The organism is Streptomyces sp. NPDC055013 (assembly GCF_053608645.1).
The window spans coordinates 72,810-87,241 of sequence record NZ_JBSGVW010000003.1 but is presented as its reverse complement, the minus strand read 5'-3'; the positions used below and the strand labels follow the sequence as shown (position 1 = coordinate 87,241).

Sequence of the window (14,432 nt, the reverse complement as noted above, 5' to 3'; positions counted from 1 at the left end):
CGGCCGCGTCCTCAGTCGAACAACCCGATGATCCTGTCCCAGAACGCGGAGTCGTCCAGCACGTAATAGGCCTCGGTCATGCGCGTGCGCAGATCGGTGGCGGCGGCCACGCGCACGGCGTCGTCGGCGGAGTCCAGGGCCTCGCTCGACTCGGCGATCAGACCGAGCAGCACGGCCAGCGTGGGGAGGCTGTCGGCGGCCTCTCCCTTCCACCCGGCCCCGTGGTCCCATCCGTTGGGGTCGTAGTGGGTGATGCCACCGAACTCCGCGTCGAGCATCAGGTGCTGGTCGAACCAGGTGGCGATGGTGAAGCAGAAGTCCTTGGGCGGGGAGTCGTCATCGGGGTGGCGCCGCCCGTAGATCTCGTCGGCGTCGAACGGTTCCAACCCGTCCTCGTCGTCCCGCAGGTGCCTCGTGTCGATGCCCACGACATCGAGGTGGACGGTGGGAAAGCCGACCGTGAGCAGGAACTCCCGCGAAGCGGCATGGGTCAGCTCGGCCGGCAGACCGCCCTCGTCCGGTCGCCAGAGCGAGCCCTTGCCCAGCCGTTCCTCCAGCCATACCGCGTCCGGTATCGGCGGAACGTCGTTACCCTGCACTTCGTGGCCCCCAGGAATCGCGCGTCGTCCGGTCGTTGCGGATCCAGTCAACCGCATGGCCGCCCTCGGCCGCCTCTGCCCACCCGTGCGGACAAAACCGCTGCCGCGCGCGCTGAGCCCGAAGGCCTTCGCGTCCGTACATACCCCCGAGGCCTCGAGTCCGACGACGGAGATGTGACACACGTGGGGTGCGATGACCGACGACGACCGCGGCGCCGAGTTCAACGGCGGCGAGGAATTCAACGGCTGGTGCTGCTCGGCACCCTGCTGGTCCTGTTCCTCCTCGGCGGGACCGGCCCCGCGTCGGCCCATGCAGCCCTCCGCGCCACCGACCCCGAGGACGGAGCCGTCCTCAAGTCGGCCCCCCGTGACCTCAACCTGACCTTCACGGAGTCCGTCGGCCTGCTCGACGACTCCTTCCGCGTGCTGGACCCCGAGGGACGCCGGCTGCGCACGGGTGAGCCGGAGCACGGCTCGGACGGTGGTGACACCGCCCGGGTGACGCTGCCCGCAAAGCTGGCCGAGGGCACGTACACGGTGGCGTGGCGGGTGGTGTCGGCCGACAGCCACCCGGTGTCCGGGGCGTTCACGTTCTCCGTCGGGAAGCCGTCCCTGACGACGGCCACCGTGGACACCGGACCCGCCGAGGATCCGGCGACCAAGACCCTCTACAACATCGCCCGCTATCTCGCCTACCTCGCCGCCGCGCTGCTCATCGGCGCCGCGACCTTCATGGCGGTGTGCCGCCCACCGGACGCCCCGGTGCTCCGCAAGCTGCTGAGGGCCGCCTGGTGGACCCTCCTCGCCGCCACCCTCGCCCTGCTGGTGCTGCGCGCCCCGTACGAGACGGGTGAGGGCCCCCTGGGCGCGCTGAGCGCCGACGCCCTGACCCGGACCGTGAGCAGCAGGCCGGGCGCGGTCCTGCTGGCCCGACTGGGCCTCCTGGCGGTCGCCGCCGTCTATCTCGTACGGCTCACCGGGCGCCGTAAGCCCTACGGCTGGGCAGGCGCCGCCCTCGCCGTCGGTCTCGCCGTCACCTGGGCCGCCGGCGAGCACGCCTCCGCGGGCATCCAGGTGCCGGTGGCCATGACGTCCTCGGCGCTGCACCTGCTGGCCACGGCGGTGTGGATGGGCGGTCTCGCGGCGCTGCTCGCGACGCTGTACCGCGCCCACCTGACCCCGGCCACGGTCACCCGCTTCTCCCGCCTCGCGTTCACCTCGGTGACCGTCCTGGTCGTCACCGGCGTCTACCAGTCCTGGCGCGGCCTCGGCTCCTGGGACGCGCTCACCGGCACGACGTACGGCAGGCTCCTGGTCCTCAAGCTCGTCGCGGTGGCTCTGCTGCTCGCGGCGGCGGCCGTGTCCCGGCGCTGGACTGCGCGGCTGGCGACGGCCGACGCGGAGGCGGTCGTCGAGGAGAAGGAGCGGGAACGGGTTCCGGAGCCGGTCGGCGGGCCGCCCGCGCTGCCCGAGGCGCCGCGGGTGGAAGGGGACGTACCGCCGCCGAACGACCCGCAGCGCCGCGCGCTGCGCCGGTCCGTTCTCGCAGAGGTCGCCGTGGGTGCCGCGGTGCTGGCGGTCACCACGGTGCTCACCAGCACCCTGCCCGGCCGGGCGCAGGCCGAGGCGGCGGCGCAGGCGCCCGCTGTGATCGGCGCCTCCGTGACCGTGGTCCCCTTCGACGTCGGCACCCCCGGCGGCCGCGGCAAGGCGCAGATCACCCTCGACCCGGGCCGGGTCGGCGACAACTCCATCGAGGCGATCGTCTTCGGCCCCGACGGAGGCGTCGCCACCGTTCCCGAACTGCGCATCTCCTTCACCCTGCCGGCCAAGGACGTCGGCCCCATCGACGCCGCACTCGCCGACAAGGGCGGCTACTGGGGCAACAGCTTCCTCAGCCTCCCTCTCGCCGGGAAGTGGGAGATGAAGGTGACCGTGCGGACGTCGGAGGTCGACCAGGTGAGCGAGACCCGGACCGTGACCATCCGCTGATCCCGTCGCCCCTCCCTGCGACCCTGCCTTCGCCACTCCCTGCGCTCCTGCCTTCGCCAGCCCCTCCGTGAGTCGCTCCGGAGGCTCGGACTTCGATCCGAGATATCGGTCACGTTTCCGAAACGTCGATCGACATCCCTTGACGCATGACCGGACATACGGCTGTTATTGCGCCACCGTGTTCGGTCAAGTTGATTTCTGATCGATTGCGACGGACTTCGACGCGTCCAACCCTCATGATCGAACCCTGCCCCCAGGAGCCGTAGATGCAGCACCTCTCCCCCTCCGGTCTCTCACTGCCCTCGACGAGTCGTCGCACCCTGCTGCGCGGCATAGGTGGCGCCGCCGTACTCGGCGCGGGCATTCCGCTGCTCAGCGCCTGCGGCGGCAGTGGCACGGCGAGCGACCCGAAGACCGTCACCCTCGGCTCCAAGGCGTCCGACGCCGTGCCGAAGAAGGCGTTCGCGGACATCTACGCGGCCTACAAGAAGAAGTCCGGCATCACGGTCGACGTGAACACCAAGGACTCCAACACCTTCCAGGAGCAGATCAACTCCTACCTGCAGGGCACGCCGGACGACGTGTTCACCTGGTTCGCCGGCTACCGGATGCAGTTCTTCGCGGCCAAGGGCCTCGCCACCCCGATCGACGACGTGTGGCAGACCATCGGGGGCAACTTCCCCGACGCGATGAAGAAGCTCAGCAAGGGCGAGGACGGCAAGTACTACTTCGTGCCGCTGTACACGTACCCGTGGGCGATCTTCTACCGGAAGAGCGTCTTCGAGGAGAACGGCTACGAAGTCCCCACCACCTGGGACGACTTCGTGGCGCTGTGCAAGCAGATGCAGAAGGACAAGCTGGTCCCGATCGCCTTCGGCGACAAGGACGCCTGGCCCGCGCTCGGCACCTTCGACCAGATCAACTTCCGCCAGAACGGCTACGACTTCCACGTCGACCTGATGGGCGGCAAGGCCTCCTGGACCGACGCCAAGGTGCGCAAGGTCTTCGACCTGTGGACCGAGATCCTCCCCTACCACCAGGAGGGCGCCGTCGGCCGTACCTGGCAGGACGCGGCCCAGACGCTCGCCTCGAAGAAGGCCGGCATGTATCTGCTCGGCACCTTCGTGGCCCAGCAGTTCACCGACCAGGCCGCCCTGGACGACCTGGACTTCTTCGCCTTCCCGGAGATCGACCCGGAGTTCGGGCAGGACACCGTCGAGGCGCCGACCGACGGCTTCATGATGAGCAAGAGCCCGAAGAACAAGGCCGAGGCCGTCAAGCTGCTGGAGTACCTCGGCACTCCGGACGCCGAGGACATCTACCTCAAGTCCGACCCGAGCGTGGTCCACGCCTCCACCAAGGCCGACACGTCGTCGTACACCGCGCTGCAGAAGAAGGCGTACGACATGATCTCCGGCGCCAAGTCCCTGACGCAGTTCATGGACCGTGACAGTCGCCCCGACTTCACGTCGACCGTGATGCAGCCCGCGCTGCAGAAGTTCATCCGCGACCCCAAGGGCGTGGACAGTCTGCTGTCCTCGATCGAGCGCCAGAAGAAGACGATCTTCGCGTCCGGCTGATCGACATGACCACAGAAACCACCAAGGAGATCCCGGAGGCGGCCGCCGTGCCGCCTCCGGGCGCTGCCCCCGCCAAGAAGGTGCCCCACGGGCACCGCCGTCTGCTGACCCGCCGCGACCGGCTCACCCTCGGGCTGATGGCGGGCCTGCCGACCGTCCTGCACATCGCTCTCGTCTGGGTGACGGCGCTGGCCTCGATCGCGCTGGCCTTCACCACCTGGGACGGGATCGGCTTCGACTCCATCCAGTGGGTCGGGCTGCAGAACTTCAAGGAACTCTTCGAGCAGAACCCGCAGTTCTGGCCCGCCGTCCAGCACAACGTCATCTGGTTCGTCGTCCTGATCGCGATCCCGACCCCGCTCGGCCTCTTCCTGGCCGTGCAGCTGGACAAGAAGATCCGGTTCAGCAGGGTGTACCAGACCGCGTTCTTCCTGCCCGTGGTGCTGTCGATGGCCGTCATCGGCTTCGTCTGGCAGCTCGTCTACAACCCCGACACCGGCCTGATCAACAGCATCATCGGGGCCAACGAGCCCGGCAAGTACATCGACTGGATCGGCGACCCGGACCTCAACCTGTGGGCGATCCTCGTCGCCGCTTCCTGGCGCCACACCGGCTACATGATGATCCTTTACCTGGCCGGCCTCAAGGGCGTCGACCCCTCGCTGCGGGAGGCGTCCGCGCTCGACGGCGCGAACGAGTGGCAGACGTTCAAGAACGTCATCTTCCCGACGCTGCGCCCGACCAACACCGTCGTCCTGGTCGTCACCATCATCGAGGCCCTGCGCGCCTTCGACCTGGTCTTCGTCTTCAACAAGGGCGCCGAGGGCACCGAACTGCTCTCGATCCTGGTCACCAACAACATCATCGGCGAGTCCAGCCGCATCGGATACGGCTCCGCGATCGCGGTCGTCCTGCTGCTGATCTCGCTCGTCGTGATCATCCCCTACCTGGTGGCCACCTTCCGGAAGGAGCGGCGCGCATGAGCACCGGCACCCTCGCGCTCGGCAAGAAGCGTGCCCCCGTCCGCCCCGCCCGGATCCTGCTGCACGTCTTCCTCGCCGGCGCCGCGCTGGCCTGGCTCGCGCCGCTGCTCTGGGCGATCTACGCGGCGCTGCGGCCGTACTCGGAGACGAGTGAGAAGGGATACGTGTCCTGGCCGGACACGCTGAGCTTCGACAACTTCACGAACGCCTTCACGCAGTCGGACATGAGCCACTACTTCGTCAACACCATGATCATCGCCGTGCCGGCGGTGCTGGTGACGTTGTTCCTGTCCTCGATGGTCGCCTTCTACGTGAGCCGCTTCGACTTCCGCATCAACCTGGCGCTGCTGCTGGTCTTCACGGCGGGCAACCTGCTGCCGCAGCAGGTCATCATCACCCCGCTGTACCGGCTGTACCTGCTGGTCGACCTGCCCGGCATCACGATGAGCGGCAAGCTCTACGACTCCGCGCTCGGCCTGGTGTTGATTCATGTCGCTTTCCAGTCGGGCTTCTGCGCCTTCGTGCTCAGCAACTACATGCGCTCGCTGCCGCACGAGCTGACCGAGGCCGCGCTCGTGGACGGCGCCTCGGTGTGGCGGCAGTACTGGCAGATCGTGCTGCCGCTGTGCCGCCCGGCGATGGCGGCCCTGGCGACGTTGCTGTCCATCTGGATCTACAACGACTTCTTCTGGGCCCTCGTCCTGATCTCGACCGGCGAGAACATGCCGATCACCTCGGCACTGAACAACCTCACCGGCGCGTACTTCACGGACCCGAACCTGGTCGCCGCCGGCGCCCTGCTCACCGCGATCCCCACGCTGATCGTGTACTTCGTGCTCCAGCGGCAGTTCGTCAGCGGACTGACGCTGGGCGCCAACAAGGGCTGACGGCCCCCTTCTTGAAAGAGACACCCGTGCACCACCCCTTCACCCCCGTCGCCTCCGTGCCCGTGGACACGGCCCACGCCCGTGTCCACGAGGAGGGCTGGCAGTCCTGGAGCCCCAGTGGCTCCTACGCCCTCGGCGAGAAGCCGTACCGTCCGGCCAACGACAACTGGGCGACGGTCTGTTACCGGCCCGGCGTCACCGTTCCCGAGGGAGCCTTCCAGGGAGAGGGGCTGCTGGCCCTGGACCCCGGCGACGGCTCAGCCGTACGTCTGTGGGCGGCCGTCGAGCCGACGCGCGCGGTGCCGTCGATCCGCCTGGTCGTCGACGGGAACACGGCGCAGGTCAGCGCCGACGGCCCGGTGAAGGAGTGGACGGGCACGGACATCCGGGCCGTGCTGGCGGACTGGGCCGCGGCTCTCGGGGGCGAGGCCCCCCGCCCGGCGCCCACCGTCTGGTGCTCCTGGTACGAGTACTTCACCGCCGTCACCGAGGACGACATCCACGAGAACCTCCGCGCGATGGACACCCTCGACCTGCCCATCGACGTCGTCCAGATCGACGACGGCTACCAGAAGGCCCTCGGCGACTGGCTCACCCTCTCCGGCCGGTTCCGCTCCCGCGCGGGCATCGCCGACGCCATCCGCGCCCGCGGCCGCCGCGCCGGCATCTGGACGGCTCCCTTCCTGGTCGACCCGGCGAGCGACCTGGCCGCCGAGCACCCCGAGTGGCTGGTGCGCACCGCCGACGGCGGCTTCACGCACGCCGGCCGCAACTGGGGCCACGACCTGCGCGTCCTGGACACCACGCACCCCGAGGCGGCGGCGTATCTGACGGAGGTCTTCCGGACCCTGCGCGACGAGGGCTACGACTACTTCAAGGCCGACTTCCTCTACGCGGGCGCCCTGGACGGCGTACGGCACGACCCGGACGCCGACGCGCTGACGGCGTACCGCTCCGGGATCGAGCTGATCCGCGAGGCCATCGGCGCGGACGCCTACCTGCTGGGCTGCGGGGCGCCCCTGCTCGCGTCCATCGGCCTGTTCGACGCGATGCGGGTCAGCCCCGACACGGCCCCGCACCGCCGCCCCGAGGCCGACGACCACAGCCAACCCGGCCAGGACCCCGCCGAGTTCACCGGCGTCGGCCGCCAGTGGCAGCACGGGCGCCTCTGGACCAACGACCCCGATTGCCTGATGGCCCGCCCGGCCGTGGAGACCCGGGAACAGTGGGCGGCACATGTCGAGGCGACGGGCGGCCTGATGGTGTCCAGCGACCGGCTGCTCTCGCTCGACGAGTGGGGCGTGGCCACCACCCGCCGCCTCCTCGGGGGAGCCGCCCGGTGAAGCGCGAACTGTCCGTCCCCGGCATCGCCTACGGCGGCGACTACAACCCCGAGCAGTGGCCCGAGGAGGTCTGGGCCGAGGACATGCGCCTGATGCGCGAGGCCGGGGTCACCATGGTCAGCGTCGGCATCTTCTCCTGGGCACTGCTGGAGCCGAAGGAGGGCGAGTACGACTTCTCCCTCCTGGACCGCGTCCTCGACCTGCTGCACGCCCATGGCATCGCGGCCGACCTCGCGACCCCGACGGCGGCGCCCCCGGCGTGGTTCTTCCGCGCCCACCCCGAGGCGCTGCCCGTGGACAAGGACGGCAGGGGGCTGTCGTACGGCAGCCGCCAGACGTTCTGCCCGTCGAGCCCCGCCTACCGGGAGGCCGCCCTGCGCATCGCGCGTGCGCTGGCCGCCAGGTACGCGGACCACCCGGCGCTGGCGATGTGGCACGTCCACAACGAGTACGGCTGCCACAACGCCGAGTGCCACTGCGACGAGAGCGCGGCCGCCTTCCGGCGCTGGCTGCGCAGGCGGTACGAGGACGACCTGGCCGCCCTCAACGACGCCTGGGGCACCCGCTTCTGGAGCCAGTGGTACTACGACTGGGACGAGATCCTCCCGCCCCGCCCCACCGGCGCCGTCCCGAACCCCACCCATCGGCTCGACTGGCGCCGCTTCTGCAGCGACGAGCTGCTCTCGCTGTACGAGGCGGAGCGCGAGGTGCTGCTGGCGGCGGCCCCTCAGATCCCCGCCACCACCAACTTCATGGTGATGTACAACTTCGACGCCCTCGACTACTGGCGCTGGGCCCCGAAGCCGGACATCGTCTCCAACGACCACTACCTCCGGTCGGCCGATCCCGAGTCCGAGATCGACATCGCGCTCAGCGGCGACCTGGTCCGCTCCCTCGCGGGCGGCCCCTGGCTGCTGATGGAGCACTCGACGGGCGCGGTGAACTGGCAGCCGGTCAACCGGGCCAAGGGGCCCGGCGAGCTGCGGCGCAATGCCCTCGCCCATGTGGCCCGGGGCGCCGACGGCATCGCGTACTTCCAGTGGCGGGCGGCGAAGGCGGGTGCCGAACAGTGGCACTCGGCGATGCTTCCGCACGCCGGCACGGACAGCCGGATCTGGCGGGACGTGGTCCGGCTCGGCGCGGATCTGCGGGCGCTGGCGGAGGTCAGGGGCAGTACCGTCCCGGCCCAGGTGGCCATCGTCTGGGACTGGAACTCCCGCTGGGCGATGGAACTCCCCTCCCAGCCGAGTGCCGAGCTCCGCTTCCAGGACCTGGTCCGCGCCTGGTACGAGCCGCTGTGGCGGGCGGGCATCGCGGTGGACTTCGTACGCCCCGACGCGGATCTGTCGGCCTACCGGATGGTGCTGGCCCCCTCGCTGTACCTGGTGGACGACGAGGGCGCGCGGAATCTGACGGCCTTCGCGGCGGACGGCGGCACCCTGGCGGTCGGCTTCCACAGCGGCGCGGTCGACGAGAACTGCCATGTCCGGCTGGGCGGTTACCCGGGCGCGTTCCGGGAGGCGCTCGGGGTACGGACCGACGAGCTGTTCCCGCTGCTGCCGGGGGAGCCGGTCGGGCTGAGCGGGGGCGGTACGGGGACCCTGTGGTCGGAGCGGGTACGGCTGTCCGGCGCCGAGCCGGTCGAGTCGTACACGACCGGGCCGCTGAGCGGTGTACCGGCGGTGACGCGCAACAGCACCGGTTCCGGGGTGAGTTGGTACGTGGCGACCCTTCCCGACCCGCAGACCCTGGCCGCGCTCCTGGACCGCATCCGGCGGGAGGCGGGAGTGGAGCCGGTGCGCAGCACCCCGCAGGGCGTCGAGGCGGCCTCGCGGCGGGGCGCGGACGCCGATTACCTCTTCCTCATCAACCACACCGACCGTCCCGTCCACGTGGCTGTCGCGTCGGACGCCACGGAACTGCTGACCGGGAAGCCGGTGCCGGGTTCGGTCAGTGTTCCGGCGGGGGAGGCGGCGGTGGTGCGCGAGCCGCGCTGAGCGTCCCGCCATGTGGCAGGGTGGCGGGAAATCACCGGGGGATCTTCGAGGGGTGGGGCGGCATGCCGGAGCTGACCAAGGGCGGGAACACAGCGGTGGGCTCCGGGCCCGTCGTCGCCGAGCTGCACGCCGTGGGCGGTGCGGTCGACCTCAGTGCCCTGCTGGTGGCGGCGGACGGCAAGGTCAGGTCCGACGACGACCTGGTCTTCTACAACCAGCCGTCCGCCGAGTCCGGTGCCGTCCAACACCTCGCCGCCGATGCCGGGGGCCCGGAGCGCATCGAGATGAACCCGGCCGCGCTCCCGGCCGACGTGGACCGGGTGGTCCTGGTCGGCAGCTGCGATCCCGACGACGCGAACCGCACTTTCCGCGAGGTCAAGGACGTGCTCGTGCGCGCCTCCCAAGCCGGAGCCGACCCGGTTCACTTCCGCCCGCCGGCCCTCACCGACGGCGAACGCGCCGTGCTCCTGATGGAGCTCTACCGCCGGGGCGAGGCCTGGAAGCTGCGCGCCATCGGCCAGGGGTACGCCGACGGGCTGGCCGGGCTCGCCACCGATTTCGGCATAGACGTGGCCGAGGAGGAGCCGGAAGCGGCCGAGGAGCCCGAGTCGCAGGTGGCGCCTCAGGAGCCGGTGCGGTCCGAGCCGCCCTCGGGCGGGGCGCAGCCGGCCCCCACCGCGCCCCCGATGAGCCTGCGCAAGCCCCCGCTCGGCACGATCAGCCTCGACAAGGGCGGCCAGGTCGCGATGAGCCTGGACAAGGCGGACCGCGAGCTGGTGGTCACCGCGACCCTGGAGTGGGACGGCGGCAGCGAGCAGCGCCGCAAACGCGGCGCCGACCTCGACCTCTACGCCCTGTTCGTGCCGGCCTCGAAGGCGATACGCGGCGACCGGGCCCCCGGCACCCTCCTCACCTCGAAGAAGGGCTCGCGCCCGGCGCCCTCGGACACGGCGCACAAGGGCAAGGGCGCGGACGTCGTCTACTACCAGCGCCTCGGGTCGCGGAAGAAGCCCCCCTTCATCCGCCTCGACGGCGACGCCCGCGTCCCCGGCCGCGAGACGCTCCGTATCGTCCGCCCCGACCAGCAGGGCTACGTCCTGCTCTGCGCCTACTCCGCGGTCAGCAACGGCTTCGGTTCCTTCCGCAGCTTCGGCGCGAAGGTCGTGGTCACCGACGGGCGCGGCTCGACCGTCACGGTCCCGCTCTTCGAGAACACGAAGACCCGGTACTGGGTGGCCATCGCCCTGGTCGACTTCACCGCGCCCGACGGGGCGGAGATCCACCACGTCGAGGCCTACAGCGGCCGTATGACCGAGCGCCGCCCGGTTCTGCACGCGGACGGCACCGTGGAGATGAACGCGGGGCCGGTGGAGTTCAAGCGGCGCTGAGCCGACGCCCGGGCCCGGCGATGTGAGAAGTCTCCCAAATGGGGCAAACAGATAAGAGCACGGCATCCAACCGCGAAGGCCGTCCGCCATGCCTGAGCTGCCAGACGTCGAGGGTTTCCGGAACGTGCTCCAGTCCTGCGCGAAGGGCCGGACCATCCGCCGCGTCGACGTCCGCGACCCGGGCGTCCTGCACGGCGTGAGCACGCGGCGGCTGCGGCACTCGCGGGAGGGGCGCCGCGTCACCGGGGCGGTGCAGCACGCCAAGTGGCTGCTCGCCCGCACCGGCGGCCCGACCCTCGCGCTGCACTTCGGCATGACCGGCCCGCTGCTCTGCGCCCACCCGGACGACGCGGCCGAGCCGCATGACCGGGTCCTGCTCACCGTCGCCCGCGACCACCGGCTCCGCCACCGCGACCAGCGCGGACTCCAGGGCCTGTGGCCGGCCGACGACGACTCCGATGGCGTACGGCTGCTGCGGGACCAGGGGCCCGACGCCCTGACGGTGGACCGCGAGGAGTTCGGGGACGTCCTCGCCTCCCCTCGCGGACGCGTCAAGTCGGTCCTGATCGACCAGTCGGCCCTGGCCGGCCTGGGCAACCTCCTGGCCGACGAGATCCTCTGGCGGGCGAGGCTGCGCCCGAACATCCCGGCGAACGCCCTCGCCGAGCCCGAGCGCCACCGCCTCCACACCGAGCTGCGCCGCACCCTGCGCCCCGCGGTCACCGCCGGCCGGGTATCCCCTGGGCCGCGTCCGCAAAGTCCCGCCTGCCTCGCGACGCCCGGCACGCTCCCCCACTCTCGGCTTCGCTCGAGCGGGAGGGGCTCCCACCGCCGCACCGGGCGAAGGCCCGAGTACGTCCAGTACGAGGGCCTCCGCCCGGCAGGCCGAGAGCACGCACCAGACGCCGCGGGGCCCGCCCTCCGGGCGAACGACGGCACTTCGCGGACACGACCCAGCCCCACCTGGCTCACCGGCCGGCGCGACGACCCCGACCCGCACTGCCCCCGCTGCGGCACGCCCCTGCGCCGCACCCGCGTGGCAGGCCGGACGACGGTGTGGTGTCCCGGGTGCCGGCAGAAAGGGGCGTGAGCATGGCAGACGACCTCGAAACGACGGCCCGACGTGCGCGGGCCGGTTCAGGATCCCGGTGAATCTCGGCGAGAGCGAGATGAACGATCATGGACGAGCCCGTCATCACCGGCCGGACGACACGTCCGCTCGACGATGTGGTCGGCGAGGCGCTCACGGCCCGCGTCACCGTCGACGAACACGGCACGGTGACCGGGTGGAACGCGGGCGCCGAGCAACTCCTGGGCTACTCGGCCGATCAGACCGTCGGACGCCCGGCGGCCGAGCTGCTGGCCGGGCCGGTCCCGCCGGACCCGCCCCCGTTCGCCCGGCTGCCGAGATGGCACGGCGAGGTCTCGGTCCGGCACCGCGACGGCCGACGGCTGCAGATCAAGGTCCTCGGTCACCACCGGGCCGGCGAATGGTTCCTGGTGTCCGCCCTGAACAGTCAGCAGCCCTCACCACCCGCCGACGACCCGTTCGTGACCTGGAGCTTCGCCCAGTCCCCGTGCTGCGCGCTGGCGCTCTACGACACCCGGCTGCGCCTGTGCCGCGCCAACGCGGACATGGAACGCTCGGTGGCCCTCACCGAGGCGGACATGCTCGGACTGCGGGTCAACGAGATCGTCGACGACCCGGCCGGCGACCGGGCGGAGCAGAGCATGGTGCGGGTCCTGGAGACGGGCGAGCCGCAGTACAACGAGAACTTCCTGCGCGCCGCCGGTGAGACCCGCGAGCACGCCTGGTCGATCTTCCTGTCGGCCCTGCGCGACGAGGCCGGCGAGATACGGGGCGTCTGCCTCACCGCGCACGACATGACCGAGCAGCACTGGGCACGCAAACGGCTCCAGCTGATCGCCGAGGCGGGCCGGCGCATCGGCACCACCCTCGACGTGATGCGCACGGCGCAGGAACTGGCAGAGGTGACCGTCCCGGACCTCGCGGACTTCGTCACGGTCGACCTGCTGACCTCCCTCGAGGACCTGCACGAGCCGCTCCCGGAGGGCGGGCCGCCGCCGGGCCCGGTCGTGATGCGACGGGCCGCACACCAGTCCGTGACGCCGGGCATGCCGGAGGCGGTCGTCGCCCTCGGCGATGTGGACGAGTACCGGGAGGCCACCGCGCCGGTCGTGGCGCTCCGCTCGGGACGGGCGAAGGTGTACGAGATGACGCACCCCGAGATCACACGGCTGGTCGCCCGGGACCCGGCCCGGGCCGCCCGGGTCCGCGAGTTCGGAGTCCATTCGGTGATGGCGGTGCCCCTGACGGCCCGCGGAACCACCCTGGGCGTCGCCGTCTTCACCCGCCACCGCAAGTCCCAGACCTTCCAGCAGGACGACTTGGTGCTGGCCGAGGAACTGGCGGCCAGGGCGGCCGTCTCCATCGACAACGCCCGCCGCTACACCCGCGAACGTGCCACCGCGGTGATGCTGCAGCGCAGCCTGCTGCCGCAGCGGCTGCCCAAGCAGGCGGCGATCGAGGTGGCGTCCCGCTATCTCCCGGCCGGCGCGCACGCCGGCGTCGGCGGTGACTGGTTCGACGTGATCCCGCTGTCGGGGGCGCGGGTGGCGCTGGTCGTCGGCGACATCGTCGGCCACGGCATCCACGCCTCCGCGACGATGGGCCGGCTGCGGACGGCCGTACGCACGCTCGCCGACATCGATCTGCCCCCGGACGAACTGCTCACCCACCTCGACGACCTGGTGGCCCGCCTGTCCACGGAGCCCGAGGTCGGCCGGCCTGCCGAGGAGTACTCCGAGCCCGCCGGCGAGGTCGGCGCGACCTGCCTGTACGCCGTGTACGACCCCATCTCCCAGCGCTGCACGCTGGCCCGGGCCGGGCATCCGCTGCCGACCGTGGTGAGCCCCGAGGGCACCGCCGAAGTCCTCGACCTCCCGGTCGGCCCGCCGCTGGGCCTGGGCGGCCTGCCCTTCGAGGCGGCCGAGATCGACCTGCCGGAGGGCAGCCTGCTGGCCCTCTACACCAACGGCCTGATCGAGTCCCCGGACCGCGACCTCGACGACGGCATGCTCCGCCTCCGCCACCTGCTCATGGGCCCGGAGCCGACCCTGGACGGCCTGTGCGACAGGATCCTCACCGATCTGCTGCCGCCCCGCCCGCCGGACGACGTGGCGCTCCTGCTCGCCCGCACCCGTGCGCTCGACGCTTCCCAGGTCGCCACCTGGGACGTACCGGCCGACCCCTCCGCCGTCGCCCAGACCCGCAAGGACGCGCTGGCCCAGCTGGACGCCTGGGATCTGGAGGACGCCGCGTTCGTCACGGAACTGGTCGTCAGTGAACTCGTCACCAACGCCATCCGGCACGCGGAACCCCCCATCCAGCTCCGCCTCATCCACCTCACCCACGACGACTCCCTCATCTGCGAGGTCTCCGACGGCGGCAACACCGCCCCCCACCTGCGCCGGGCCCGCAGCTTCGACGAGGGCGGCCGCGGCCTCCTCCTCGTCGCCCAGCTCACCCAGCGCTGGGGGACCCGCCAGACGGCCAAGGGCAAGACGATCTGGGCGGAACAGCCGTTGGAGCCGGCGCTGCCGTCCGGCGTCTGATGGCGAGTCCGGGAACCCCACGCATCC

General features: G+C 71.2%; 10 protein-coding genes. 9 read left to right on the top strand and 1 reads right to left on the bottom strand.

The window, feature by feature from the left end:
• Positions 1-11: 11 nt before the first annotated feature.
• Entirely contained in the window at positions 12-599 is a 588-nt protein-coding gene (locus ACWGDB_RS05030; RefSeq protein WP_453821143.1) for an SUKH-4 family immunity protein, read from the bottom strand.
• 249 nt (positions 600-848) lie between these two features.
• On the opposite strand from ACWGDB_RS05030, the gene ACWGDB_RS05025 reads away from it, so the two are divergent.
• The 9 genes from ACWGDB_RS05025 (at position 849) to ACWGDB_RS04985 (ending at position 14,405) form a co-directional block, all read left to right on the top strand.
• A complete protein-coding gene (locus ACWGDB_RS05025) occupies positions 849-2,591 on the top strand; it encodes a copper resistance CopC/CopD family protein (RefSeq protein ID WP_453821142.1) in 1,743 nt (580 codons plus the stop codon).
• 266 nt (positions 2,592-2,857) lie between these two features.
• A complete protein-coding gene (locus ACWGDB_RS05020; protein WP_453821141.1) occupies positions 2,858-4,171 on the top strand; it encodes an ABC transporter substrate-binding protein in 1,314 nt (437 codons plus the stop codon).
• A 5-nt stretch (positions 4,172-4,176) separates the two neighbouring features.
• Positions 4,177-5,154, top strand: a complete 978-nt coding sequence (locus ACWGDB_RS05015; RefSeq protein WP_453821140.1) for a carbohydrate ABC transporter permease — start codon at positions 4,177-4,179, stop codon at positions 5,152-5,154.
• Complete coding sequence (locus ACWGDB_RS05010) at positions 5,151-6,041, top strand: carbohydrate ABC transporter permease (protein ID WP_383608046.1); 891 nt, start codon at positions 5,151-5,153, stop codon at positions 6,039-6,041. The genes ACWGDB_RS05015 and ACWGDB_RS05010 overlap by 4 nt, the downstream gene beginning before the upstream one ends.
• Before the next feature lie 26 nt (positions 6,042-6,067).
• Positions 6,068-7,384 (top strand): glycoside hydrolase family 36 protein, encoded by a 1,317-nt coding sequence (locus ACWGDB_RS05005; RefSeq protein ID WP_453821139.1) that lies wholly within the window; start codon positions 6,068-6,070, stop codon positions 7,382-7,384.
• Positions 7,381-9,381, top strand: a complete 2,001-nt coding sequence (locus ACWGDB_RS05000) for a beta-galactosidase (RefSeq protein WP_453821138.1) — start codon at positions 7,381-7,383, stop codon at positions 9,379-9,381. The genes ACWGDB_RS05005 and ACWGDB_RS05000 overlap by 4 nt, the downstream gene beginning before the upstream one ends.
• 62 nt (positions 9,382-9,443) lie before the next feature.
• Positions 9,444-10,769 (top strand): TerD family protein, encoded by a 1,326-nt coding sequence (locus ACWGDB_RS04995; protein ID WP_453821137.1) that lies wholly within the window; start codon positions 9,444-9,446, stop codon positions 10,767-10,769.
• Between the two features lie 88 nt (positions 10,770-10,857).
• Positions 10,858-11,859 (top strand): DNA-formamidopyrimidine glycosylase family protein, encoded by a 1,002-nt coding sequence (locus tag ACWGDB_RS04990; protein ID WP_453821136.1) that lies wholly within the window; start codon positions 10,858-10,860, stop codon positions 11,857-11,859.
• Positions 11,860-11,948: 89 nt separating this feature from the next.
• Positions 11,949-14,405: a SpoIIE family protein phosphatase gene (locus tag ACWGDB_RS04985; protein WP_453821135.1), complete on the top strand. Its 2,457-nt coding sequence runs from the start codon at positions 11,949-11,951 to the stop codon at positions 14,403-14,405.
• Positions 14,406-14,432 lie beyond the last annotated feature (27 nt).